At 61.0% G+C, this 25,577-nt stretch carries 23 protein-coding genes; 6 read left to right on the top strand and 17 right to left on the bottom strand.

Annotated elements, in window-relative coordinates; translation table 11 throughout:
- Window positions 1-60: 60 nt before the first annotated feature.
- Genes K3759_RS13200 through K3759_RS13190 form a run of 3 tightly spaced genes read right to left on the bottom strand, consistent with a single transcriptional unit; the run spans window position 61 to window position 2,608 of the window.
- Complete coding sequence (locus K3759_RS13200) at window positions 61-936, bottom strand: general secretion pathway protein GspK (protein WP_259982465.1); 876 nt, start codon at window positions 934-936, stop codon at window positions 61-63.
- A gap of 5 nt (window positions 937-941) precedes the next feature.
- Window positions 942-1,469, bottom strand: coding sequence for a prepilin-type N-terminal cleavage/methylation domain-containing protein (locus K3759_RS13195; protein ID WP_259982463.1), 528 nt, complete (start codon window positions 1,467-1,469; stop codon window positions 942-944).
- Entirely contained in the window at window positions 1,466-2,608 is a 1,143-nt protein-coding gene (locus tag K3759_RS13190; protein ID WP_259982461.1) for a penicillin-binding protein activator, read from the bottom strand. Before K3759_RS13190 ends, K3759_RS13195 begins: the two co-directional genes overlap by 4 nt.
- Here K3759_RS13190 and K3759_RS13185 point away from each other — a divergent pair.
- Window positions 2,587-3,261 (top strand): type II secretion system protein N, encoded by a 675-nt coding sequence (locus K3759_RS13185; RefSeq protein ID WP_259982459.1) that lies wholly within the window; start codon window positions 2,587-2,589, stop codon window positions 3,259-3,261. The two genes, K3759_RS13190 and K3759_RS13185, sit on opposite strands and share 22 nt — an antisense overlap.
- On the opposite strand, the gene gspF is transcribed toward K3759_RS13185, so the two are convergent.
- From gspF to gspL, 4 genes are read right to left on the bottom strand one after another with little or no spacing between them, the layout of a single operon-like run.
- Entirely contained in the window at window positions 3,258-4,475 is a 1,218-nt protein-coding gene (gene gspF, locus K3759_RS13180) for a type II secretion system inner membrane protein GspF (RefSeq protein WP_259982457.1), read from the bottom strand. The genes K3759_RS13185 and gspF overlap by 4 nt on opposite strands.
- Entirely contained in the window at window positions 4,475-5,989 is a 1,515-nt protein-coding gene (locus K3759_RS13175; RefSeq protein WP_259982455.1) for a GspE/PulE family protein, read from the bottom strand. The genes gspF and K3759_RS13175 overlap by 1 nt, the downstream gene beginning before the upstream one ends.
- Window positions 5,986-6,432: a type II secretion system protein M gene (locus tag K3759_RS13170; protein WP_259982453.1), complete on the bottom strand. Its 447-nt coding sequence runs from the start codon at window positions 6,430-6,432 to the stop codon at window positions 5,986-5,988. The genes K3759_RS13175 and K3759_RS13170 overlap by 4 nt, the downstream gene beginning before the upstream one ends.
- A gap of 5 nt (window positions 6,433-6,437) precedes the next feature.
- Window positions 6,438-7,484, bottom strand: a complete 1,047-nt coding sequence (gene gspL, locus K3759_RS13165; RefSeq protein ID WP_259982451.1) for a type II secretion system protein GspL — start codon at window positions 7,482-7,484, stop codon at window positions 6,438-6,440.
- Window positions 7,485-7,665: 181 nt separating this feature from the next.
- On the opposite strand from gspL, the gene gspG reads away from it, so the two are divergent.
- From gspG to gspD, 5 genes are read left to right on the top strand one after another with little or no spacing between them, the layout of a single operon-like run.
- Window positions 7,666-8,151: a type II secretion system major pseudopilin GspG gene (gene gspG / locus K3759_RS13160; protein ID WP_259982449.1), complete on the top strand. Its 486-nt coding sequence runs from the start codon at window positions 7,666-7,668 to the stop codon at window positions 8,149-8,151.
- Window positions 8,148-8,630: a prepilin-type N-terminal cleavage/methylation domain-containing protein gene (locus tag K3759_RS13155; RefSeq protein ID WP_259982447.1), complete on the top strand. Its 483-nt coding sequence runs from the start codon at window positions 8,148-8,150 to the stop codon at window positions 8,628-8,630. Before gspG ends, K3759_RS13155 begins: the two co-directional genes overlap by 4 nt.
- Window positions 8,627-8,989 carry a type II secretion system minor pseudopilin GspI gene (gene gspI / locus K3759_RS13150; RefSeq protein ID WP_259982445.1) on the top strand — a complete coding sequence of 121 codons (363 nt, stop codon included), beginning with the start codon at window positions 8,627-8,629 and terminating at the stop codon, window positions 8,987-8,989. Before K3759_RS13155 ends, gspI begins: the two co-directional genes overlap by 4 nt.
- Window positions 8,986-9,861: a type II secretion system protein N gene (locus K3759_RS13145; protein ID WP_259982443.1), complete on the top strand. Its 876-nt coding sequence runs from the start codon at window positions 8,986-8,988 to the stop codon at window positions 9,859-9,861. Before gspI ends, K3759_RS13145 begins: the two co-directional genes overlap by 4 nt.
- The gene (gspD, locus tag K3759_RS13140) at window positions 9,858-11,801 is read left to right on the top strand and encodes a type II secretion system secretin GspD (RefSeq protein ID WP_259982441.1); all 1,944 of its coding nucleotides are present in this window, start codon (window positions 9,858-9,860) and stop codon (window positions 11,799-11,801) included. Before K3759_RS13145 ends, gspD begins: the two co-directional genes overlap by 4 nt.
- 639 nt (window positions 11,802-12,440) lie before the next feature.
- Here gspD and K3759_RS13135 read toward each other — a convergent pair.
- The 10 genes from K3759_RS13135 to K3759_RS13090 all read right to left on the bottom strand — a co-directional run bounded on the left by K3759_RS13135 (window position 12,441) and on the right by K3759_RS13090 (window position 25,568).
- On the bottom strand, window positions 12,441-12,662 hold the full coding sequence (locus K3759_RS13135; RefSeq protein WP_259982439.1) for a hypothetical protein: 222 nt from the start codon (window positions 12,660-12,662) through the stop codon (window positions 12,441-12,443).
- A gap of 277 nt (window positions 12,663-12,939) precedes the next feature.
- Window positions 12,940-14,724 carry a TRAP transporter fused permease subunit gene (locus tag K3759_RS13130; protein ID WP_259982436.1) on the bottom strand — a complete coding sequence of 595 codons (1,785 nt, stop codon included), beginning with the start codon at window positions 14,722-14,724 and terminating at the stop codon, window positions 12,940-12,942.
- Between the two features lie 63 nt (window positions 14,725-14,787).
- On the bottom strand, window positions 14,788-15,741 hold the full coding sequence (locus tag K3759_RS13125; RefSeq protein WP_259982434.1) for a TAXI family TRAP transporter solute-binding subunit: 954 nt from the start codon (window positions 15,739-15,741) through the stop codon (window positions 14,788-14,790).
- A gap of 267 nt (window positions 15,742-16,008) precedes the next feature.
- Window positions 16,009-16,890, bottom strand: a complete 882-nt coding sequence (locus K3759_RS13120; protein ID WP_259982432.1) for a lytic transglycosylase domain-containing protein — start codon at window positions 16,888-16,890, stop codon at window positions 16,009-16,011.
- Window positions 16,891-17,208: 318 nt separating this feature from the next.
- The gene (locus tag K3759_RS13115; protein WP_259982430.1) at window positions 17,209-17,601 is read right to left on the bottom strand and encodes a response regulator; all 393 of its coding nucleotides are present in this window, start codon (window positions 17,599-17,601) and stop codon (window positions 17,209-17,211) included.
- 38 nt (window positions 17,602-17,639) lie between these two features.
- Window positions 17,640-19,088: a sensor histidine kinase gene (locus tag K3759_RS13110; protein ID WP_259982429.1), complete on the bottom strand. Its 1,449-nt coding sequence runs from the start codon at window positions 19,086-19,088 to the stop codon at window positions 17,640-17,642.
- Window positions 19,085-20,602 (bottom strand): ATPase domain-containing protein, encoded by a 1,518-nt coding sequence (locus K3759_RS13105; RefSeq protein ID WP_259982427.1) that lies wholly within the window; start codon window positions 20,600-20,602, stop codon window positions 19,085-19,087. The genes K3759_RS13110 and K3759_RS13105 overlap by 4 nt, the downstream gene beginning before the upstream one ends.
- 1,233 nt (window positions 20,603-21,835) lie before the next feature.
- Window positions 21,836-23,164 (bottom strand): aspartate aminotransferase family protein, encoded by a 1,329-nt coding sequence (locus tag K3759_RS13100; protein ID WP_259982425.1) that lies wholly within the window; start codon window positions 23,162-23,164, stop codon window positions 21,836-21,838.
- A gap of 5 nt (window positions 23,165-23,169) precedes the next feature.
- Entirely contained in the window at window positions 23,170-24,282 is a 1,113-nt protein-coding gene (locus tag K3759_RS13095) for a phosphotransferase (protein WP_259982423.1), read from the bottom strand.
- Window positions 24,279-25,568, bottom strand: coding sequence for an ArgE/DapE family deacylase (locus K3759_RS13090; RefSeq protein ID WP_259982422.1), 1,290 nt, complete (start codon window positions 25,566-25,568; stop codon window positions 24,279-24,281). The genes K3759_RS13095 and K3759_RS13090 overlap by 4 nt, the downstream gene beginning before the upstream one ends.
- Window positions 25,569-25,577 lie beyond the last annotated feature (9 nt).

The raw sequence follows: 25,577 nt of genomic DNA, 5'->3' as shown, positions 1-25,577 counted from the left end.
TGACAAGGGCATGAAAATACCAAACGCGGCTGCCTCATGGGGTGGCCGCGTTTTTCGTTGTCAGGGACGGAACGGCTCCGGGTCCGGCAGGGTGCCGTCCCCTGCAATATGCGCAGAAAAGCTGCGTTCGATTGCGTTGGTGTCTTTTTGCCCCAGCAGGCTTTCCCGGATCAATCGTGAGGTCAGGGTGACCGTAGTACCATCCACCTCCGCCCGGCTCTCCACATCGTAGACATTCGAGGTGAAGCCGATGCCGTTCAATGCGACGATGCCTGCGTCAGACACGTCGCCCTTTGTGAGAAAGCCGCTCTGCTCACGTCGCTTGACCAATTGCCGGGCCGCACTGGGCGAGCCTAGAACCGCCGCGATTACGGCTTCGCTGGCAGTATTGATGTTCACATCCCCCAGCAGCGGCAGCAGGCTGATGTGGGGTGCTAAGGTCGCCCGGGTCTGCGCATCAAGCGTATCCACCTCAGACAGAGACCGCATCGGACCGCGCCGGGTGACGCGGTCAATGATGTCGAGTGCCACTTGGTCGGGCAGGTCGAGCGATGTTACCAGCCGCGCCAAAATCTGCTGCTGCAAAAGCCGTCCCGCTGCCAGCCCATTGAGGTCGAACCGTGCCTGCGCATCGGTCACAGCAATCGCGAAAGTGCCGGTCTTAAGCTGCACCTCTTCCTGCGCAGCCAAGGCCCAGGGTTCGGCCATGTGATCCGTATCGGGTGCGGTCTCCATGTCGCGCCGCAGTGCTGCAATGAGCGAGGCTTCGGCCCCCAGAGCCAGCGCTTCGGCCTGTGTCGCGGCCGCAGCCCGCTGCGTACGTTCCATCAGGTTTTCTTGGGAGGTGAACATCAAAACGACGATGGCCGAGCCCAGAGCCAGCGCCACCAGCACGTTGATCAACACGACCCCGGCTTCGGGATTTCGCCCCTGCAACCTTATCATCTCGGGGCAGGGCGGGTCAGGGGCGACAGACGCCGCAGGCTGCCGATTGCGTTGATTTCGACATGCATGTCCACCGCCAGAGCCTCCCCCCCGCCAGCGGGGTCCGGCCATGTCGAATGCCAGACCCGGTCTTCGTCCAACACACGGAAGGCGAGCGCATCGACATTCTGCACAAGCGATTGCGTCAACAGCGTCTCGGCGTTTGGCGGGCCGATCTCACGGTTCAGAACCGTCTCGGCCAGCAGGTATTGCCGCTTCGTCTTTCCATCATGCCCGACAGTGGAAAGCACCCCGTCTACAAGGTTGAGGGTTCGCGGGTCGGCCTGAACAATGTCCCGACCAAAGATCAGCAGGGCGCGGTCCAGCTGCGCCAGATGTTCCAGCCTGCCGTCAGTGCGTTCGCGCACCTTTAGGATCGTGTCGAGCGTGGTAAAGGAAGCAAGCCCGACCATGGCAAAGAGACTGAGCGCGACGAGCATCTCAACTAGGGTCACCCCCGCCGCCGGGTCCCTTTCCGGGGTCATGCGCCGGTCGAGCCGATCAGGTTGTTGGCACCGGTTGTCACGCTCAGGATGGCCAGTCCGCGCGCGCATTGACCGTCTTTCTGGAAGCGGTAGGGTCCGACCACACCGTCAAACCCGGCTTCGCGGAGCAGCCCCTTGCGGTTCTGTTGACCGATGCGGCCAAGGATGCGCGCCATTTCCACGGCATCGAAGGCCAAACCGCCAAGAACACCGGCCTCGGTTTCGCTGAAGGCAGTGAAAGCGGTGGCGAAGGCCTCGAAACGCACGGGGTCGGGGGCGGCGAACCAACCGTCCTGCAAGGCGTCGATGCGGTAGGGGGTGATCGAAGCCCATTGCTCGGAGCCGAGCAACTGCACGCCCGCGCCCTTGATCGCGGCGGCCTGTTCCTCAAACGGCCCGCCGACGACGGGCAGGTAGACGGCATCTGGAAGATTTCCACCGTTTGCGGCACGGATTTTGTCGATCAGCCCTGCGGCGGAATCCGCGACGATGGGCGCGGGGGTCTTGCCGCCCAGTGTCGCAGCGACGGCCTGCGCAGCTTGTGCCGACAGTGCACCAAAGGGGCCGGGTGGGACGACTGTGACAACGTTGCGTTTGCCACGGGTGGCCGCAAAGCCAAGGATAGCTTTCGCGGATTGCTGCGGGGTGATGCCGAAGACAAAAAGGTTGTCCCCGGCGATGGAACTGTCGTTCGAGAGTGAGACGACAGGTGTACCGCGCCCCACGGCTTCAGCCACCGCCCGGCTTTGCCCGGAAAACAGTGGCCCGAGGAACATCGTGGCCCCTCCGTCGCGCGCTTTCTTCGCCGCCGCAACGGCCATTTCGGGGCTGTCCCCGGCATCGACAACCTCGACTTCGGAGCCCGGCCCCGTTGCGTTGCCGCCAAGGCTTGCAGCCGCCAGCATGATCTGACCTAATGACGCACGCGGGCCGGTGAGCGGGGCCAGCAGAACGGCCTGACCCACCGCGTTTTCCGGCGGCAATGGATCATCCCCGGTCAGAGACAGCCCGCCGCAGCCCGACAAACCAAAGAGCGCCGATGACCCACCAAGACCCCACAATACCCGCCGCCGCGACAGGCGAGAAGAGGCACCGGAAGCCGCGTTATCGCTGGGTGATGTCTGCTGTGCTTTTGGCATGTTTTGCATTCCTCGTTTACGTGGCGGCATTGATTGTCACCCTTCCGGCCAGCGCATTGCGCCGCGTGGCCGTCATCCCTGCACCGATTACTGACCTGTATGGCGGCCTGTGGGAAGGGCGTGCGGTTCTGGACGGTGGATATTCGCTGGATTGGGACCTGCGTGGCTGGTCGCTGTTGACCGCCCGCGCAGTGGCTGACTGGACCTTGCAAGGGCCGGATACGCAACTGACCGGTGTCGCCACGGTCAGCCTTGGCTCCGTGAGTGCGGCGGATGTTGTGGGGCGGATCGGGCCGGGGTTGCTTGATCTGGTGCCTGACGCGGCGTTGAAGGATTGTACCTCGCGCGCCGTCGTTGATGTGCAAAAGGTCGCATGGCGTGAGGGTGCCGCTGCGGCCACGGGCGCGGTGCTGATCACCGAAGGCCGCTGCACTGACCTTTTGGGCCGCGACGCGACCGTGCCCCAGATGACGCTGGACCTCACGACCGAAGGCAATGACGCCCACGCCCGTTTGAAGGACCGCGACAGCAACTTGGCGGAATTCACCGTGACCGGGGACCGGCGGCTCATCGCGCGGATCGAGCCCGAGGGCGCGGTACTCGTACCGGGGATGCCGACAAGCGGGCCGATGATCATCGAATTCCCATTCTAGGTCACCAGATTGTTCAGGTTCACGATCGGCAGCAGGATCGACAGCACCAAGAGCATGACGATACCGCCCATGATCAGCAGAACCGCCGGTTCGACAAGTGCCACAAGCGCCGCGACCAAGGCGTTCAGGTCGCGCTCTTGATCGTCTGCCGCCCGCGTCAGGGTGGTGCCCAGCACGCCGCCCGCTTCGCCGCTGGCGATCATGGCAATCAGCATCGGTGGGAAAACCTTGGCCTCATCCAGCGCCCGTGACAGGGCCATGCCCTCACGCACACGGGCGGTGGCTTGGGCCACCTTTTCGCGGACATGCAGGTTGGGCACGGTCTGGGTCGCGGCGGTCAGCGCGTCGACAAGGGGAACACGGCTGACGGTAAGGGTTGCCAGCGTACCGGCGAACTGCACGGAGTTGGTCTTGAGCGAAAAGTTTCGCGTCAGCACCGAGCGGGAAAGGAAGCGATGCCAGCGCAGGCGGATCGCCGGTTGTCGCAACAGGCTGGCCGCCCCGACACTCAGCCCCGCCAGCCCGCCCAGCATCACCAGCCCCCATGCATTGATGAAATCACTCACCGCGATCAGGGAGCGCGTCAAGAGCGGCAGTTCCGCCCCGCGCGAGGTGAAGACGCGCACGATGTCAGGCACGACGAAGGTCAGCAGCGCGATGATCACCGCAAGCGAGACCACCGCAAGGATGGCAGGATAAAGCAGCGCAAGCTGCACGGTCTGACGGTTCTTAGCGCGGGTTTCCACGAAGCCCGACAGATGTTCCATCACCTGACCCAACTGCCCCGAAGTCTCACCGGCAGCGACCGAGGCGCGGTAGAAGTCCCCGAAAATCTGCGGGTAATCGCCAAGCGCTTGGGCAAAGCTGCGGCCTTCCAGCACGGAGGCCCGCAGATTAAGCAACAGCGAGGTGACATTGGGCTTGTTCTGCTGATCCGCCACCGTCTTCAGTGCCTGTTCGACGCCAATGCCCGAGCCGATCAGCGTGGCCAATTGCCGTGTCAGCAGGGTAAGCGCGCGGCGCGATATCTTGGCCTTGCCGAAACCCGCTGCCTTTGCCGCTGCTCCCTTCTTTGCGACCGTCGGTTCGACGGACAGCGGGGCAAGATTGCGCTGGCGCAGGCTGCTGCGCGCGGCGGCGGCACTGGCGGCTTCAATGATCCCCTTGGTCGATTTCCCTGCCGGGGTGATCGCTTCATAGGCAAAGGCTGGCACTATTCATCCTCTTGCGCTGCGGCGGGTGGGGGCGGCGGCGCGCCGTCATGGATCGCGCGGGCGACCTCCTGCGCGGTGGTCAGCCCCATGCGCATTTTGGCGATGCCATCGTCAAGAATGCTCGGCCCGCGTTCCCGCGCGGCGGCGATCAGATCGGCCTCTGACTGCCCCTCATGCATCTTGCGCTCCAGCGCGCCGTCGACTTCGATGATCTCGTAAAGCGGCAGCCGCCCGCGAAAACCGCTGTCCTGACATTTGTCGCAACCAAGACCCTTTCGGACGATCTCACCCGGTTTGATCTTGCCTCCCAGAAGGTCGCTCTCTGCCTGCGTGATCGCGTGGTCGCCCAGACACTCCGTGCAGTTGCGACGCACCAGCCGCTGCGCGATTAGCCCGCGCAGCATGGGCGCCAGCAAAAACCGCTCAACGCCCATTTCGACCAGCCGCGAGACCGCGCCGATGGCCGTGTTCGTGTGCAGGGTCGAGATTACCAAATGCCCCGTCATGGCCGATTCCACCGCGATCTGGGCCGTCTCGCGGTCGCGGATTTCGCCCACCATGATAACATCGGGGTCCTGGCGCAGAATGGCGCGCAGCCCCCGCGCGAAACTCAGGTCGGTCTTGGCGTTCACCTGCATCTGGCCCACACCGTCCATCGTATATTCAATCGGGTCCTCGACGGTCATGATATTGCGCTGCCGGTCGTTGAGCATGTCGAGCCCGGCATAGAGCGTCGTGGTCTTACCTGAGCCTGTCGGACCGGTCACCAGCACCATGCCATCGGGCAAGGACAGGATGCGCTTCAGCACCGCATTGTCGCGCTCCGACAGACCCAAATGGTCGATCCCGCGCAGGGTTTGCCCCCGGTCGAGCAGACGCAGCACCACACGTTCGCCAAACTGCGAGGGGATCGTCGAAATCCGCACGTCTAGATCATAGCCGCCGACCCTGAGCGAGACGCGACCATCCTGCGGCAGGCGTTTCTCGGCGATGTCGAGTTTGCCCATCACCTTGATCCGGCTCACCAACAGCGGAGCCAGAGCGCGTTTCGGGCTGATCACCTCGCGCAGGATACCGTCCACCCGGAAACGCACCAGCAGGCGGCGCTCTTCGGTCTCGATATGCACGTCCGACGCACCTTCCTTGACCGCCTCCAGCAGCAGGGCATTGATCAGGCGCACCACCGGCGCGTCATCGTTTTGCGCGAGCAGGTCATCGATCGAGGCAGCGGTGTCGGCCAGTGACGCCAGATCATCATCCGCGTCGGCCGCCACCTGCGCGGCCTCCGACGCGGAATCGCGGTAGATCGTGCCAAGGGCTGTTTCAAACTCGGCGGCGGAGATTTCTTCGTATTTAAGCGCCGCACCATAGACGCGCTGCGCCTCAATCAGCGCCTCGAAGGGTGCATCGTGACGGTATTGGCAGCGCGGGCCGTCGGCTTCAGCGGTGAGGATGACACCTTGGCTCTGGGCAAAGCCGTAGGACAGGCGGGGCAGGGGGCTGGCCTCGGTCATCGCGTTGCCCCCAGCAACAACCGCGCCGAGACAAGACCGGGCGCGGGGCGTCGGTCCACCTCAAGCGCTTCCAGCGTCACGTCATGCTGCTCTTCGAGATCGGAGAGCCAGAGCAGCACGGTGGCGAAGGGCGTGTCGTCCAGTGTGACACGGATGCTGTCGTTCTCGGGCTCGATCCGGCGCAGGGTCAGGTTCGCTGCTGTGGCGGATGTCGTGATGCGGGTGGCGAGGGGGGTGTCGTTGGGCGCGGACACGGGGGCGATCGTATCGACAGAGGCCAGCGCGGCGGTGTCCTGCACAAGACGGAAGGCGGAAATATCGGCACGCGCCGCGATCTGTGCGTCCCGCAAGGGGGACCAGAGGAACTGGTACCCCGCCACCAATGCCGCCAGCGGAAGCACGAGGCCGACGAGGCGTTTCTCACGTGGGTTCAGGTTGCTCAAGACGTTCATCCTCCGGCCCCCCGACCGATCCGCATCTCGACCTCCGCACCGCCATTGCCCGCTGTTGCAGCGCCACTGCGCACGGTGAACCCGGCCGTTTCAAGGTCACGCTCTACGCCTTGCAGGTCTTCCAGACCGGGGCTTTGTACCAAGACAACCAGCGTATTTTCCGTCTTGCCCCAAGACATCCGCCGAAACCCGACCGGCGCATCGGCAAGGGTGCGCGACACAGCGCTGAGCAGGGGCAGGAAGCTCCCCTCCGCCGCGACGGCCTGCGTGGGTGTGAGGCGCGAAAGGATCGGCCCGACCTCGCGGGTCAGCGGCATGCCGGGCAGCACAGTGGCGATGGCCTGCTCGGCGGTGCGGCGCTCTGCTTCGGCGATCTGCCGCAGGGCGTGGGCGTTGAAAGCGATGAAACCCAAGTGCAGCATCAGGGCGGCCGCCACGGCGACGGCGGCCCATTTCCACGCCGCAAACCCGCGCGCCGCGTCATGACGGGGCTGGGCGAAGCTGAAGGCGGCATCCGCCGGGTCCGGCGGCGGCGGAGCGTCTGACAGGTCTTCGGCAGGCAGGGCATCGCCTAATGGCTCGCCCAGTGAGCGCAGCGCGGGCTTTCCGGCGCGTTGCCACAGGAGGGGGAGCATGGCCGCCTCGGCGGCAAAACCTGTTCCATCATAGCAGCGTACCACTGCACGGCTGCCCTCCTTCCAGACCGACCAAACCGGGCCTGTATCGGACGAAGGGCGGGGGATCAGGAGATATTCAGGCAAATGCGGCGCGTCGGCCTGCGCGATTTCGGCCATAATATTATTGGACAGGACAAGCGCCAGATGGTCGCCCGGTTTGGCATTGGAAAGCGGTGCCTGAACGATCTGGACCGCATGCAACGGTGCCGCGATCCGCTCTTCGACCGCGAAGGTGATCAGCGCCTGCCGCTGCCGGGCGTTGGACTTGGGAACGTTGACGATGAAACTGCCGACAAGCTCCGCCGCGACGGGCCGCGCGGGCAGGCCATCAACCTTTGGGCAAAATTCCTCTGCGCGGGCCAGCATCGCCGCACTAGGGGTCGCCAGGCGGTTTTCCACAGTGTTGGAAGCGGACAGCCCAACAGGGCGCTCGGAGGCGTTTGAATCTAGCGTAAGGCCTTGGCTAATCACGAAAAATTACCTTTTCAAACTTCCCGTTGTTGCCATAGTATATGGAAAGCCACGCAACAGATAGGGAAACAGTTTCATGCGTCACTGGAAAAAGGTGCTGGACCGCCGCGCGGGCCGAGGCAAGCGCCGCGACGGTGAAGCGGGGGTGACTTTGATCGAGATGATGGTGGTGCTTGTCATCATCGCGCTGGTGGCGGCGATCATCGTGCCCAACGTCATTGGCCGCCCGGATGAAGCACGGGTCACGGTCGCGCAATCGGACATCCGCGCGGTGGGTTCGGCGTTGGAGCTTTACCGGCTGGACAATCGGACCTATCCGACCACGGCCCAGGGGCTCGAAGCGCTGGCCGTGCGCCCCACCGCGCCGCCCGAGCCGCGCAACTGGGTCGCTGGCGGCTATCTGTCTGCTGTCCCAGTCGATCCTTGGGGAAATGATTATCTCTATGCCTCTCCGGGTGCGAATGGCGGGTTCGATCTGGTCTCTCTGGGGGCGGACGGCGCGCCCGGCGGCGAAGGGGCCGCGGCGGACATCGCACATGGGCAGTTGCAGGCGAGCAATTGACGACAGCCGCTGCCAATGCCCGGAACCGGGAGGCCGGTGTCACGCTGGTTGAGGTGCTGGTCGTTCTCGTGCTGGTGGGGATCATGGCCGGTGTCGTGGGGTTGAGCGTTGGTGGCGGACCACGGGGCAATGCGGCGGAGCAGGAGGCCGATCTACTGGTCGCGCGGCTCAATCGGGCGGCGGATGAGGTGATCCTGACCGGGATGCCCGCAGGTTTCGTCTGGGGCGCGGAAGGTTATCGCTTTGATGTCTTTGACGGCGAAGGCTGGGTGCCGCATCATCTGCCCATTCTGAGCGAAGCGCATATGTTGACGGATGGTACGCGGATCGCTGATGGGGCCGGGATGGTCATTGTCTCCAACGATCTGCGCCCGGATGGGGGCGACCCTCTGTCGCTCGAACTGCGGGCGGGACGTGGGGCGGCGGAATATGTTCGTTTCGACGGGATCAACGCCGCACGGCTTGAGGAGGAAGAATGACACGGTCGGGAGAGGCAGGTTTCACCCTGATCGAAGCGCTGGTGGCGATGGCCGTGCTCGCCATGGGCGCGGTGTCGCTTCTGTCCGCAACTGAGGGGCACAGCCGCCGGATCACCGAACTGTCGGACCGTGTGGCGGCGCGTTGGGCGGCTGAGTACCGCCTGTCGGAAGCACGGGTCGGCCTGCCTGGAACGCCGGGGTCGGTTGAGGTTTATGGGATCGAATTCGATGTGCAAGTCACGCGCCGCCCAACGAATGATCCTGACTTGCAGGCCGTTTCCGTCAGCAGTGCGATCTCAGGGACCGATCAAGTGTTGTATATTCTGGATGGCTATGTCGATACGGGAGGCCCGTCATGACGCGCTTTGACCGGGGGGCGAAATGGCTGCGACTGGGGGTGATCCTCGCCGCAGTGTCGAGCGTGGCCGCCGTGGCGGCAGAGACCACCTGGCATGTGCTGGGCCACGACCGCGTCATACCCCCGGCGGCAAAATTGCAAGCGCCTGCGGAAACTCCCACGGCCCCGCCAGACATTGGCCCCGCACTGGCGCTGGCCCCCTTCGGCGCGGCGGACGTTGTCGTGGCAGATGCGCAGGCAGCAGAGGCACCGCAGAATGTGCTGCTCTTGGGGGTCATTGTGCGTGATGATCCGGCGCGCTCTCTGGCGCTGCTGCGGTCGGATGCCTCTGAGGGCAATTATCGCATTGGCGATGAGGTTGTCCCGGGCGTCACGCTCACAGCAATTTTTCAGGACCATGTGACCCTTCTGAGCGGGGAAGGTGAGAGCGCGCTTTACTTCGAGGGGGCTGAACTTGCCTCCGACGGGCCGCAGGTGCCTACGGGGACCGAACGGCTGCTGGCGCTCATCAAGTCGGGGCAGGGCGGTTCGATCAGCGAGCAGGTGGACGCGGCCTCCCGCGCCGAACCTGTCACCACGCAGGATTATATCGACATGTGGCGAGAGCGCATCATTGCCAACCCGGCTGAGGTTCTCGACACGATTGGTTTGGTGCCGGGTGAAAAAGGCTATACGATCGCGGAAAAACACGACGTTGGCGTGAATCGCGCCGGGTTGAGAGCAGGTGACATCGTGACAAGTGTGAATGGCCAGAGTGTTGGCGACGTAGATCAAGACCGTGCGCTTTATGATGTCGTTGCGGAATCCGGTCTTGCGCGGATCGAAGTCGAAAGGGATGGCCGCTTGATCGTTATGTCATTCCCGCTGCAGTGAGCCGACTTCTGCCCCATATCGCGGCCTTTGCCCTTGCAATTCTGCTGCTCCTGCCCGCGCCTGCGCGGGCGCAGGAAACTTTTGTCATCAACTTGCGGGACGCCGATATCTCCCTGTTGGTTGAGCAGATCTCTGAGATTACCGGTCGTACGCTGGTGCTTGATCCCGGTCTTGTAGGCGAGGTGACAGTGGTCTCCGCCGAAGCACTCGATGCCGAGGGGGTCTGGTCCCTGTTCCAATCCATTTTGCGGGTGCGCGGGTTCGTTGCCGTTCAGGCTGGATCGATCTGGCAGGTGGTCCCTGAGGCCGAAGCACGCACCGCGAGCGGGCCGAACCTTGGCGAAGCCGAGGTTGCTGGCAGTCAGGATTTCGTCACTGAGATGCTGCGGCTGAACCGTCTGCCCTCAGCCGAAGCGGTGCGTGTCTTGCGCCCGCTGGTGGCTGAATCTGGATATATCGAAGCGGTGGAGGACCCCAATGGCGTGGTCATCACCGACACCCGTGCCAATGTGGACCGTATCATGGCCATCGCGCGCAGCTTTGACGGCGACGCGCTGGTCCGTTCAGAAGTGCTGCGCTTTCGCAGCGCCGATGCCGCGACCGTGGGCAGTGCCATTCTCGAAGTTTTGGGGCCTGCGGGAACCGGCGCGCGCCTGTCGGTGGATGCGGGATCGAACCTGCTCCTTGTACGCGGCACTCCAGAAGACATCACCGAGATCCGCAACCTTGCCATCGCCATGGACGTGGCCCCCCGCAAGAACCCCCGCGAGGCTGTTGCCACGACGGTATTCAACCTTCAGTACGGCGACGCGCAGATCATCGCGGATATCATCAAGGGCACGGTGGGTGATGCGACGAATATCACCAATGCCGTGGCCGCCGATGTGGGTGCGCAGGCTGCCGAGACCGCAGAGGGGGAGTTCGTCCCGCTCAGCCGTGCCGTCGTGCCCGAAGCGGTCAATATCACCGCCTCGGTCGAGACAAATTCCATCGTGGTGCGCGGTACTGCAGCGCAGGTTCAGGAAGTCGGACAACTCGTTCACGCGCTTGATGTGCGCCGCCCGCAGGTCATGATCGAAGCGGCCATTGTCGAGGTCTCCGGCGAGGTGGCCGAGCGTCTTGGGGTGCAACTTGGGCTCGGTCCGAATGTCCCGAGCGGAGCCATTGCAGCCACGAATTTCTCTAACGGCGGCGGCGTGTCGCTGGGGTCGGTCCTTGCGGCGGTTGGCGTGCCCTCCGGCTCGGCCCTGTCAACGGGGCTGACCCTTGGCGCGGGGGGCAACGACTTTGGCATTCTGGTGCAGGCCCTGTCGCAATCGACAAGCGCCCGTCTGCTGTCGACACCGTCCGTCACCACGCTCGACAATGAACCTGCGACCATCGTCGTCGGCCAGAACGTGCCCTTCCGCACTGGCAGCTTTGCCACCGACGGCAATACCGCCACGCCATTCACCACGATCGAGCGGCGCGACGTCGGCATCACGATGAACGTGGTGCCACGGATTACAGCCGGCGGGGTGGTGCAGCTGGTGATCGAACAGGAAATTTCCAGCCTGACCAATGCCAATGTCGAAGGCGCCGCCGATCTGATAACCAACCGGCGGGTAATCAACACCACTGTCATGGCTGACAACCGCGGCACCGTGGTCCTCGGCGGTCTGATCACCGACGATCGTATCGACGGCAGCAGCAAGGTGCCCGGTCTGGGCGACCTGCCGGTGGTGGGCGAATTGTTCAAAACCCGCAATGGCCGTAATACGCAGCGCACGCTGTTTGTCTTCCTGCGTCCCACCATCCTGCGCAGCCGGGAGGACATCACCGAAGCCTCTGCACGCCGGTTTAACCGCCTGAAAGCGGCCGATGCGACACGGCAGCCAAAAACGATCCTGAAGAAACAAGAAGTGCAGCAGTTGCCGCTGGAGATTCAGGGGTTGTATTGAGGGGGAAATTTTTAAGCTACACAGCAATCATCGTTATCTTATTGATTGAAGCTTAGTAGCTTAGCCAGTCAAACCTTTTCACGCTTCGGGGACAGTTCCTGCACGGCCTGGTCTCGATTGCCGGGGCGCTGGCAATTGGTGTGTCGGTCGGCGCGGCGGGGGGAATTTCTCGGGGCGGTTTGCTGATGCCCTAATGCGCTTTGCCGAGTTCTTTCGAGCCACCCCCAGCGGCTAGAAAAGTGGTAGCATGTTGATTGTATAGCAGCTTCAATTCCGTCACTCCTAAGATTATCGCCATCAGCGCTGCCGCTAGGGCGGGCAGATTTGTTATTGTCTAATCTTAGTTTAGTGATTGATCGGCTCAAGAAGGACCAACAGCAAGGCCAGCCCTAATGCACGGTTGTGCCAACCTATTGCTTAAATTTGGACGAGGGTACGCCTCGCTGTTACTCCTGTGTGTTGTCTGACCCTATGGCCGACGTGCCCTGACGACCCGATCTGGATGCAGGCCAAGTTCCTTACGCCCAATGTCTGACAAAGTGGCCTGAGCTATGCGGGTGTCGCTCGGAGGAACAGGGCGATATGGTAACCAAGTTCAGAGCGCGGATTTGCATTCGCGCTCTCAAATTTTATACAGGCTCAGTTGCGAGGACGGCTACAGATGCCTGCATCATCACAAAAGACGCCAGCAAGCCCCCCAATGATTGCACCATGGTCGCCGTTTTCATCAAGGGCCTTCGCCGCGCCATAGCCGAGAGCCGCGCCGACAATGCCGCGCTCCACGTCGCTATCTAGTGCAACATTCGGGGCGCAGGCGGAGGTCAGCACCGTGGCGGCGACAAGTGGGTAAAGCAATTTCATGTTAGTCTCCTGAGAAGGCCGACAGCCAGTTGTCGACACTATGGGTTTCGGGGGTATGCGGGGCTATCCCATCATATCAAACCGATGCACGTTCCTTATCCCACAGGCCTGCTGTTATCCGATTACGAATTAAGGTTTAGGTGGCGCTATCCAATAACCGCCTGTCGCACCATTCCGTCTCTAGGTCGCTTCTGGTTTCTGCAGGCCGGTCAGGCATAACCTTGCAGGGTGCTTCGGTTAGGGCAGTGTCTGCGCGAATTTCAAGCCGCAATAAGAATCAAAACCAGAGCCCAGAGAAGACGATGGACAAACCACTGGCACAAAGAGCAACAGTCGGAAAAGGCCGCCGCGCACCGATTAATCCGGACGATAGCAGGGTGAGCCCCAAAGCTACTCGTCCCGCCGCCAGTAGAGCTGCAAATGGGGCCTCTGCGAGGCGCAGCATGTCCGGGTTCGCGACCATTCCCAGCGGGATAATGTAGAGGCCAATACCAAGTGCCATAGCCGTAAGAGCGACCTTCAACCAATTCTCGCCGATCATCCCGGCCGCGATAAAGACCGCGCCACAGACCGGAGGCGTGATCGTCGACAGTAGCGCGAACCAGAAGACGAAGAGATGGGCCTGAAGCGGTGAAAGCCCCAGTTCAGTGAGTGCGGGCCCGGCCACCGAAACACAGATCACATAGGCGGCAGTGGTCGGCACCTCCATACCCAAGATCAGACAAGCCAGCGCGGTCAACAGAAGCGACGGCCAGAGCAGGCCGCCAGAGCCCTCAAGAATGAGTGAGGTGATTTTTACGCCGAGGCCGGTGATCGACAGAACGCCGATGATGATCGAGGCACACAGGATGATCGACGCGATCAGCGAGACCTGACGCGCGGCGTTAAGAACTGCGCTTGCCAATCGGATGGCGATCTGGCGCGACAGGAAAGTCAGTTGCGCGTTGAAGAACAAGAGTACCGCCGCCGACAGTATCGCCATAGCTGCCGAATATTCGGGCGTGAACTTCGCGCCGAACATTCCCCAAAGAAGGACGGAGAACGGAACGAGGAAGAACAGCGAAGTGACCACGACATCCCGCAGAGCGGGCCGGTCAGCCTCGGCAATACTTCTGAGCGAAAACCGCCGCGCATAGGCGTTGATACCAACCCAGACCGCGAGGAAGTACAGCAAGGCCGGAAGTGCTGCGGCGGCCATGATGCCGGTGTAGGGCACGCCTGTAAGCTCAACCATGACAAAGGCGCCAGCCCCCATCAAGGGCGGCATGATCTGCCCGCCAGAGGAGGCCACGGCCTCGACCGCTGCGGCGAGCCGTTTGGGATAGCCGAGTTTGGTCATCGCGGGCAGGGTGATCGCGCCGGTGGAGGCGACATTGGCCGAGGCAGAACCGGAAATCGATCCGAACAGGGCCGAGGACAGAACCGAAACCTTCGCCGCGCCGCCCTTAAGACGACCCGCTGCCGCCGCCGCAACATTCATGAACCCTTGGCCTGCCTCGCCCGCATTCAGGACAGCGCCAAAGATCACGAAGATCGCCACAACCGAGACCGAAACCCCGGTGAGCGTGCCCCAGATACCACCTTCAGCAATGGTCAGCGTACCAAAAAAGCTTTCGACAGGCGTGCCTGAATGCCCGAACTCACCGGGAATATACTGTCCAAACAGCCCATAAAGCAGCGCCAGTGCTGCCACCAGCGGCAGCGGCCAGCCTATTACACGCCGGGCCGTTTCCAGCACCACCAAAAGCAGCGTCACTGCCACTGCGAGCTGAAAGTCGCTTTCCAGAAAACCATATTGGTCTCCGAGCGCATTGCTGTTGAAGGCCACCCAAAGTGCTGCGGCAATGCCAATTGGTGCAAGGATGCTCCCCGTGATCCGCCGCAAACGCGTGCCTGCGTCGAGGATCAACGCGAAGGGGAGAATAAAGGCCATATGCAGCGGCCTGCTGATCAGATTCGGCACCAGTCCAGAGAACACCAGGGCCAAATGATAGGCGACCAGTGCGACAGCGAGCGCGATCCAGAAACTCGCCGCCAATCGGCTCTCAGGAAGGTTTGTCATATGGGGGAGGTCCGGCATTGAGTGGAGGCAGGGCGGCGTGAAAAACCCGCGCCGCCCTCCATGTTATTGCGACGCCTTGGTCGCGATCCCGGCTTCTTCGTAATAGCGCAGCGCGCCCGGGTGCAGCTCTGTGGTGATGTTGTTCATCAACTCAGGGGTGACGTTGCCCCACCACGGCGAGGTGTCGGCCATCTTCTCTTTGTTTTCCCAATAGGTCTTGGTCAACTGATAGGCTGTCTCGTCGTCCATCTTTGTGGTCGTAAAGGCGGCAACGGGCAGGGAGGTCGTGGTCACATCCTGCTCTTGGCCCGCATAGGTCCCCGCAGGAATAACAATCCTCGTCCGTTTGGATTGCGTGATCTGCTCATCGCTCAGCGAGATCACGTTGACGGGGGTCGACGCCGCGGCCTCCACGACATTGGGCGCTGGAAAAGACCCTGCGGTTACAAAACCATCGATTTGCCCGTTCTTGAGTGCCGCCACGGCGTTGCTCAGTTCCGCATCGGCAATTTCGACACTGTCCGACAATCCGAACATATCGAGATACTTTTCCCCCTCCGTCGCACCGAAAGATCCTTTGCCCAGCAGGATGCTTTTGCCCTCAAGATCTGCCATTGAGGTGGCTTTGCTGTCTTGAGACATCACAAAGTGCATGGTTAGTGACGGGATGGGAAACAGCGCGCGAATGTCGTCGAACTCCGGCGCGGTTTTGCCCTCAAACATCGCCTTACCCTCTTGGGCCATTCCGACAAGCGACGGCGGGGTGGTAAAGACATAGTCTGCACCGCGCGCGCGTACTTCCATGACGTTCTGAACCGAGCCTTGGCTCTCTTCCACTGTCACCGAAATTTCGCCCCGGCTGCCCGCTTTCATAGCTTCAGCAAGCTCAACACCCATTTGATAGTAGGACGAGCCTGATTTGGCAGACTTATAGGTCACGCGGGTTTCAGCGCTGGCCGCGCCGCCCACGAGCCCTACGGCGAATGCCGCGCAGATAGTTTGTTTTAATACATTCATGTTCTTTTGCTCCTCCAAGCCCAAACGATAACTCCCGCAGCCAACATACAGGTGCGGAAATTGCTTTCGAGGGAAGTTGTGGCAGCACGCTGTGTCTTTGTCGAGAATGTGGATGCGTTGTTGGTTTGGGGGTTGGGGGCTGGGCCGCTACAATATCGAGGCTTGGTGTAGTCGGGGAAAGGTTCCGCGCTAAGGCTCGGCTCACTTGCTGCCTCGCCAACCATCATATTTCCTAGCTTTTGGTAAGTCTCTGATACAAATTCCGCGTCATTTATTTGCGTAAACTGCGCAGTGGCAACCCGAGGCGCGCACTGTTGCGCAGAGTTTGTTCGCAGCCTCGCGGCTGTTGCGCCCAATCCGTGCCATGACGAACCCTTTTTGCCTGCTGGCGCGGTGTTTAACCTTGATATAGTCCGGCTTTTCGCTTGCGAGCGATGCCGCGCATTTGGCAAGACGCCGCGCATAGGCGGTCTGCGCCTGCGCCTGTGTTCGGCCATAGGCGACCTGCGCGCCCCAAGGCTTCAGCGGCGGTTTCGGCAGTTTGAGCGGGGTCAGACGTCGCGCTTTGCCCATGGCGTAGCAGGCGGGCAGGAAATCCTCGGTTTTAGAAAGACGAAAATCGGGGTTCTCAGGGGGTGCATCACGCCATGCATCGGCGTCCAATCCGGTGATGATGGGGACGTAGGCAATTGTTTCAGCGGCGAGCCCGCCGCCTTCCAAAAAGCCCTCAACCCTTCGCTCCCCGCCATTATAGCCGATTGCCGCCAGCCCTTCGTTGCCATAGCGACGCGACATTTCGGCCAGATATTGCGCGGAATGCTCAAGCGCATCGGCGGGGTTGTACGGGTCGGCCAAGCCGCGCAAGGCGGCGGTTGACGGGATGAACTGCGCGATACCGCGGGCGTTTGCGTGGCTTAGGGCATTGGGGTCAAAACGGCTTTCCTGCCAGATCAACCGGGCGAAAAAATCGGCGTTCAGCCCGTGGCGATTGGAAAAGACCGCGATGGCGTTGCAGGTGTCATAGACGAAATGGGCGCCCCGGATGCAATGCGATTGGCCCCATTTCGTGCTGGAGCATTGCCGGTCTGGTGGCTCAGCCCAAGCGGCCTGTGCGCAGAGAAACGCCAGTATGATGAACAATGCTCTCATACTTCGGTGGTGCGGCCTGACGCTGGCTGTGTCAATCGTCTGTCGCGTGGGCAGGCCCACAAGGGTAGATGGGCCCGCTGCATTTGCCGGTTCCCCTTCGCGCGATCATGTGAAAATCCAATACGCGCACCACTTTGTGCCAAATTTTGGTCGGGCACTATTAATCGGCTTCTTCCTCGCCACGCGCAGCATGCCGAGGGTGAAATATCCGGCAGGTCAGCTTTATTTGAGGTAAGGGCGCGATTGGGATTGCATGTGGGGTGGAAGTTACCTTCATCCCACCCGCAATTGGATAATCTCTAGCCGCCTAATGCGGCCTCAGCCGCCCTGCACATGCGCCGCCGAGATAGTCTCCATATCCCTCACGATCTGGCTGGTCGCATAGGGTTTGGCATAGAACTTCGACCCTTTCGGCATTTTTTCATCCGTTACGCCCACGACGCCGGAGGCGATGAGGATCGAGATTGCAGGCCAATCCGAATGCACGCAGGCCGCAAGGCTGAGCCCATCCATGGAGCCTGGCATATCGATGTCTGTGAACAGGATACCGATATCGTCACTGTTGCGGATCACTTCCAAAGCTTCATCGGCGGACCCGGCCTGATAGGTCTTGAAACCTGCGTCTTCGATCATGTCGACGGCATCCATGCGCAGCAGGGGCTCGTCTTCTACAACAAGAACGGCAGTACGTTGGGGGGTCTCAGAATACATTGAAAAGCTCATAATCTCGTTTTGCAGCGTAGAGAACTTCAGGACAGCAAACCGGAGTAGGGCGCACTGAGTCTGAATCGCAAACCCTCAGGGTCGAAGGAAAGTTCCACCTGACCCTGAAAATATGCGGCAAGCGCTTGTTCGATCATCCGACTGCCAAAGCCGCGCTTGGTCGGGGCCGTGACAGTGGGACCGTTGGTTTCGGCCCAAGTAAAGGTAAAGCGGTCGCCGGTCTGCTCCCAGTAAATGCGTACCTTGCCGCCCTTTACTGAAAGCGCCCCGTATTTGCCTGCGTTGGTGCAAAGCTCATGCAGCGCCATGGTCATGGCCAAGGCCTGTTTCGAGCCCACGGCCACATCGGGCCCTTCGATGGAAAAGCGGCCCTCTCCGGTGCGGTGTGGGGCGAGGGCGGCATCGATCACTTCGGGCATTCGGGTTTCCGCCCAGGAGGCTGCAATCAGCCGGTCATGGGCCTGCGCCATCATGGAGATGCGCGACTGCAACGCGGTCTGCGCGTCGCGCAGGTTATCCGACAGGCGCAGGGTTTGCGAGACCATCACATTGACCATGGCAAGCGTGTTTTTCACCCGGTGGTTCATCTCGCCTAACATTAACTGGCGCTGCTCTTCCGCCACTTTGATCTCATGAATATCGGTGCAACTGCCGTACCAACGCAGGATGGTGCCATCTTGGCCGCGCACGGGTTTGGCCCGGCCCAGCACCCAGCGGTAGTCGCCCGAGCGGTGGCGTAGGCGGTATTCGATCTCGTAACTCTCGCCAGTGGTAAGACTGTGTCGCCAGCGTTGCCACGCCCGCTCTTGGTCATCTGGGTGGAACATCCCGTTCCACCCTTCGCCATCGGTAGTGCCTTCGGGGACGCCGGTAAACTCATACCAACGGTCGTTATAGTAGTCGTGAAACCCGTCCGGCAGGGTGGACCAGATCATCTGATCCACCGAGTTGGCAATGGCCTGAAACTTGGCTTCGCTCTCAAACAGCTGGCGCTCGCGCAGTTGCAATTCTTCCAACTGCCGACGCGCTTGATGCTGCCTGCTGCGGGCCGTCAAAGCGGATCGCACAGCGCGGATCAGCTCCTCCGCATGGAGCGGGCGCGACAACAGCACGGCGTTGCTCAGGCTGTCCATGCGCTTTGCGGCCGTTTCGCTGCGGTTATGTGTGGTGCCATTGGCAAGCACGATAAACGGCACGTCTGACCATGACGGCTGTGCGTCCAAGGCTTGGGCTAGCGCCTCTGTATCCGCGCTGCCCAAGGCTTCTTCGGTGATCAACACCGCGCCGACATGCTGGGTGATCAAATCACAGAGCGCCGCTAGCGTAGGTACGGATAGCGTGGCAATGTCGTCTTTCGCTAAGACTTGACGCGCCACGGCATCATCACGCCCGCGCGGGGCCATGACCGCGACGGACGCAAGAATATCAGACGGCGCCTCTTCCTCGGCTTCCGCAGGCGACGATAGGCTGGTCAACTGGAGCCATCCTGATCGCTCGTCTGAAGCGACATCAGATCACCCTTTGACTGGTTGTAGACTGGTGTCCCGGACAGGATAGAGGAAAATCCGCGGATCGGCTCGCCGATGGTGATGCCGTTGTGATCAATCTTGAACTCACGAATGCTGCGCTCATGGGCCGAGGTTCGCGTTTTGATAACAGAGATAGACTTCCGAATTTCGCCTTCAGCCTCAAAGAACCGCATCATCAACACGCTATCCGCAAGATAGCTGATGTCGACATCCGAACGCAGATCACCGGTGATCCCGTGTTGGCCGAGTACCATTATGGACACCACCCCTTGCTGGGCAAGATAGCTCAGCAATTCATGCATTTGGAGCACCAGAAAGTTATCGCTGGGCATCGCATGCAGATAGGCATTCAAACTGTCGATGACCACGACGCTTGCATCGTCGACTTCAACCGCGCTGCGCACCGCATGGGCAAACTGACCGGGAGAGAGCTCCGCCGGGTCGATCTGGCGGATCTGAAGCGTGCCACTGTCGATAAAGGGCTGCAGGTCCATGCCGAGCGCCTTGGACCGGATCAGCAAAGTAGACAGGCGCTCATCAAAGAGAAAATAGGCCGCATTCTGTCCACGCTTCAGCGCCGCAATCATACAACGCACTGCTGTTGTCGTCTTGCCCACACCAGCGGGTCCGGCCAACAACGCGTTGGTGCCGGGAAACAGACCGTCGCCCAAAAGCGCGTCGAGTTCCTTAAGACCAGTGGTGACAGGTTCCGTCGAATGCGGGCGGTGATGCTGTGCTGCGACCAGACGCGGATAGACGCAGATGCCACCGCGTTCGATCGTGAAGTCATGATAGCCGCCAAGATACTGTAGCCCGCGCATTTTGATCACCCGCAAACGCCGCCGCTCCGAGCCGAAGTCATTTGCCAAATGCTCCAGCGAGATAACGCCATGCGCAATGGAATGCAGTTGCAGATCACCCGGTTCCGCTGTGCGATCATCCAACATCAAAACGGTGCACTTCCGGCGCGCGAAGAAATGCTTCAACGCAAGGATTTGTCGCCGATAGCGCAATGGGTTCTGCGCCAATAGCCGCAGTTCTGACAGACTGTCGAGCACCACCCGGTCGGGATTGGTTTTCTCGACCAAGTCAATAATCCCGCGCACGGTCTCCCCAAGCTCGACTTCGCTGGGGTGTAGCAAAGACTGCTCATTGTCCGAGCTGAACTCATCCTCAGCCACCATCTCAAACAGAGCAATGTCATCGAGGGTCCAGCCATGCGATTGCGCCACTGCGGTCAACTCGTTCACCGTCTCGGACAGGGTGATATAGAGCCCCTGACTGCCCGACGCGCGCCCCTCCATCAGGAACTTCAGCGCCAGCGTCGTCTTGCCCGATCCCGGCGTGCCCTCAACCAGATAAAGCCGTTCCGGAGAAATGCCGCCCCGCAGCACGCTGTCCAGACCTAAAGTCCCGGTGGATAATCTCGGCACTGCATCAGCCGTCTTGGTGTCGTTCATACTGTGTTATGTCCACTCGGATCTTGGGAATCAGTTAGGGCGTTCGTTGAGAGAGTAAACGTAGTATTTGGAAGCAGCTATCAAGAGGTTTTAGAAGTTTTCGTGGGTTTGTTCTTCTCTGGGCTGAGACTGATGGTCGCCACCTAGAGATTGAAGTGGAAGCCAAGGGCTGCAGAGTGGATACGATCCTTTTTCAAAATTAACCGTATGAAGGCATCAAGGACTATACCCCCCCCAGTCCTGCCGGCTAATTTCACGGAATTGTTAAAAAATGTCTATCCGCAACAAAGTTCTGTCGCGTTTTGCTTGGATATCTATACTTCTGGCCGCAGCACGGGCGCGTCACATAACAAAGATAATGAAACGGGGTAAACCACTGCAAACGAATGCTTGCCAGCCAAGAACGCGCTGCCGTTAGACAGCATTATGGCTCGGCGCGATTGCATGCAGAGCCTAAAGTACTGGCCGATTTAAACCTCACCTTTCCGCGCAACCAAACCGTGGCTTTGGTTGAGGGAGAGCGGGTCAGGTCAATCCACCTTCATGCGGGTGATCGCGTGCTTGCTGCTTCTTCTAATTGGCGGTTTTCCAGAACGACGGCCCGCATTAAAAGAGCCGCAGTTGGCTAGGCGCTCGGCGACGAAGTGGCGCAATGTACGAATGATCTAGCAGTCGGCGGATGCATCACTTAACCCAAAACTCTTTCTTGTGGGGTTTTAGTCTGGCCCTTACGGAAGTGTACCGGCTACAAAGTGCGGAAGCTACGTGCATGTGGTGGCGAATTGATGGATTTGGGTGATCTTTAGCGCGCGGTTTGCATCGCAAATCCAGCGAGCTTTCCGGTGGCTAAAAGCAACGCGTGGGTATCGCCCGTGCACTGTCCGCCAAAGCAGAGGTTATCATCAGCAACGATGTGATTAGCGCTGTGGATTAGCCCGCAGCCGAGGGTAAACTGCGGCCATTAGTCAAGCTGCAAACCGAATGAGACCTGACCCTTATATTTATTACCCGTAATTTGGCCACAGTAGACGCAAGCGTGTTTAGGATGATCGTGATGAAAGATGGCAGGAACATCAAGTAAGGTGGACACAATCACATCTTTGGCGCGTCGCAACATGCCGATACCAAGCAGCTGCTTGCCTCGGTGCTGCAGTTGGACCTTGAATGGCCAACTCCTGCGCGGGAGGTGGGCGTGCTTTGCACGAGGCATAGGAGGAGCTCGGAGGACGGACGCTACCCCTTGGCCTCCGCTGCGGCAAAGGCCACCTCGACCGCATCAAGGAACATCTGCGCCTCTGGCTGCTGCAGCACAAGCGGCGGGCGGATTTTCAGCACATTGGCGCCCGGTCCGGTGGCGCTGATCAAAACACCGTTCTCACGCAGGTGGTTGACCACGAACTTGGCGCGGGCCGCGTCGGGCGCGTTGGTCTCGCGCGAGGTGACGCATTCGACCGCCAGAAACAGCCCCGCGCCGCGCACATGACCGATTTCGGGATAGCGCGTGGCGATGTCCTGCAATCCGCCCTTGAGGAAGTCACCGACCTTCGCGGCATTGGCCTGCAAGCCCTCATCCGCGATCACATCAAGCACCGCCATGCCAGCAGCGGCGGCCACGGGATTGCCGCCAAAGGTGTTGAAATAGCGGGCCTTCTCGCCAAACTCTTTCACCAATTCCGGGCGCATCGCAGTGCCTGACAGGGGAAAGCCGTTGCCCATAGGTTTGCCCATGGTCACCATATCGGGGACCAGCCCGTGGCGCTGGAAACCCCAGAAGGCCTCGCCGGTGCGGGCAAAGCCGGGTTGTACCTCGTCGGCAATGAAAAGCCCGCCTTCGGCACGGATCAGATCAACCGCCGGTTTCAGAAACCCCGCCGGATCAGGGTGCAGCCCGTCGCTGGAAAAGATCGTATCGACGATGAAGGCCGCAGGCTCGATCCCATCGGCGCGCATCTCGGCAATCGCTTGGGCGAGATCGGCGGCAAGGTTGGCACCTTGCTCGGCTGTCGGAATGCGCAGCGTATCGGGCGCGTCGATCAGTCGGATGCGCGGGCTGCGCGGGGTGAAGTCACCCAAGGACGGAGACAGTTCCGCGACAGCCTCGGTCAGCCCGTGGTAGGCAAGCCGGGTGACGATCACGCCTTCGCGCCGGGTATAGCTGCGGGCAATGCGCAGGGCGATGTCATTCGCCTCGGACCCGGTGCAGGTGAACATCACATGGCCAAGCGCCTCGGGCATGGTTGCTAGCAGCCGTTCGGCATAGGTCACTACGTCTTCGTGCAGATAGCGGGTGTGGGTATTGAGAACGCCCAATTGCCGGGTGATGGCCTCGACAACGCGGGGGTGGCAATGGCCGACAGAGGCGACGTTGTTATAGGCGTCGAGGTATTTGCGTCCGTCCTTATCCCAGAGCCAAACCCCTGAGCTGCGTTGGATGTGCAGTGGTTGATCGTAAAATAGCCGGTACGCTGGGCCGAGCGCCTTGGCGCGGCGCGCGATCAGCGCACGGTCGGCTGCCATCAGGGCATCGGCTTGGGCGCTGTCATAGGCGTTGATCATGGTCATGGGGGTCACTCCGTTCCCGCAGCATGCTGTAGGGCTTTGATCGCGGCGATGTCGCCGACATGGTCCAATGCAGCCAGCCCGCGCTGAGAGGCGGCGGCGTTGCGCAGAATATAGGGGGCGTTGTCGGGATAGCGCCGCGCGCGTGAGGCGCCGATCGCCAAGGTGGTGGCATGGCGCAGCCGGATCAGGCTTGGCAGAAGCGCTATTTCATCCGGCTCAAGCGGCAGGCGTTTGGCAAAGCCTGTGACCATCTCGCAAACATCTTGCAGCGGGTCCGCGCCTTGGCCGAGCTGATAGGAACAGGCCACCGCCAGATCGCAGGCCAGCGGCGTATGCACCATGTCGCCGAAATCAATCAGCCCGACGGGATGCTGCGCCTCCTGCCCATCGACCAGAATATTATGCGGATTAAAATCGTTATGTACGACCTGTGCCCGCAGATGCGGCAATTGAGGCGCGACTTCTGCATCAAAGTGATCAAGGATACGCTCCAGTTCGGCACGCAATGCGGCATCCTGCACATCCGTCAGCAGGGGGCGCAGATGGCCCGCCTGTTTGATGTCCCATTGCAGGAAATGCCCCCCCGCCGGATGGAAAAAACCGCGCAGCCCCAGTGCCACCCGCGCATGAAAATCCCCCAAAGCGCGGTGAAGGCCGGGCCGGGGCGTGGCATTGCTGAGGACGGTGCCGCCAAGGAAGGTCATCAGGCGCACGACATGGGACTGACCATCGGCGGCGGTGGCAACCTCGGCTGCTTTGCCGCTGAGGCTGGCGCAGATGCGCTGCACGGGGAGGTCGGGGTCGGCGGCGGCCAGATGCATCAACGCGGCAGTCTGCATATCGGTTACAGCACGCTCTTCGGCGGCATTGGTGATCTTCAGCAACGCCTTTTGCCCCGTGAGCAGGGTGATCAGGAAATTTGCATCCTTTTCCGCCGCCAGTGGCTTGATCTCACCCGAGATACCATAGCGTTGCAAGGCGACTTCAGCCGCAAGTGCCGCGTCAAAAGCGGGCGGGTCTTGCGCCAGAAGATCGGTCTTTTTGCCGCTCTCTTCGACCAGCACCCCGCTGAGGAAGGGGGGCAGGCCTCCCTGAGGCGTGATCCCGACCTCGGTCATGGGGCGATATCCTCGGTCCCGCACCATTCCGCGATAAAGAGCGCCATGGCCTGCGTGATCCTTTTCACCGAACTGAGACTGACGGATTCATTGATCCCATGGATGTTGCGCGATTTTGGCCCGTAGCAGAGCGCCGGGATTTTGTTGTAAAGCGCATAGACCCGCGTATCGAGATAGCCCGCCGTCATGAAGGATTGAAGCGGCGCGCCGATGGCCTCTTCATGGGCGCGTTCCAGCACGGCTTCGGCATCGCTGCCGGGCTCCAGCACATAGCCTTCGGCGTGAAAGCCGTTGAAGACCACCCTGGGCGGGTTGTTCGACAGGAAGTTGTCGCTTTGGGCGAAGGCCTTGACCCGCTCTGTGATCTCCCGCGCGGCATCCTCGGCGCTGCGGCCCGGGTAGATGGAAACGCGGCAATCGATGTTACACCATGACGGCACCGAAGACGCCCAATCACCGCCTTCGATCTTGCCGATGTTGAGGTTAATGGGATGGGCTTCGTCTTCAAAATGCGGGTGGTCGCCTTTCTCGGCGTTCCAGTCTTCCTCCATCTCGCGCAAGGCGGTGATGACGCGGGTGGCCGCGTCAATCGCATTGGCCCCTTCGCCCATTTCGCGCACATGGACGGGCACGCCGCGTACTTGTACCTGAAACCAAATGACACCGGTGTTGGCGCGGACCAGCATCTCTTCTTCGGGTTCGGGGATGAAGACCGCATCGGCGGTGTAGCCTTGTAGGAAGGTTTGGAGCGCGCCGTTGCCAGTGGATTCTTCCTCCACCACAGATTGCACATAGACGGTCGCTGCCGGTTGCAGCCCGATGCGGCGCAGCGCGTCGAGCGCAAAGATATTCGCCGCTGCCCCCGCCTTCATATCGCCCGCGCCCCGGCCATACATCCAGTCGCCGTCGATCTTGGCCGACAGGGGCGGATCATCCCACATGTCGTGCAGCCCTTCGGGGACCACATCGAGATGTGATTGTAGGATCAGCGACCGGCCAACCTCATCGCGCGGACGGTGGATGCCGACGACGATGGGCGCGTCGGAGTGTTGGTCGGAATATTTCGAGCCACCGGGATGCGCCTCAATCGCGGCGCGGTCCATTTTGAAGCGGTCCATCGCATAGCCACGGCTCTGCAAGCTGCGAAACAGCAGGTCTTGGATCGCATGTTCATGGCTGCGTTGGGAAGGGGTTTGCACGAGTTGCTGGGTAAAGCTCACTTGCTCAGCGAAACCGTCTTCAACGGCCTGAAGGATGCGGGATTTCAGATCAGGATCGAGGGTCATGTCGTGTCC

The sequence above is a fragment of the Sulfitobacter sp. W027 genome (genome assembly GCF_025143985.1).
GTDB lineage: Bacteria > Pseudomonadota > Alphaproteobacteria > Rhodobacterales > Rhodobacteraceae > Sulfitobacter.
This window is presented reverse-complemented; position numbering and strand designations above follow the sequence as displayed.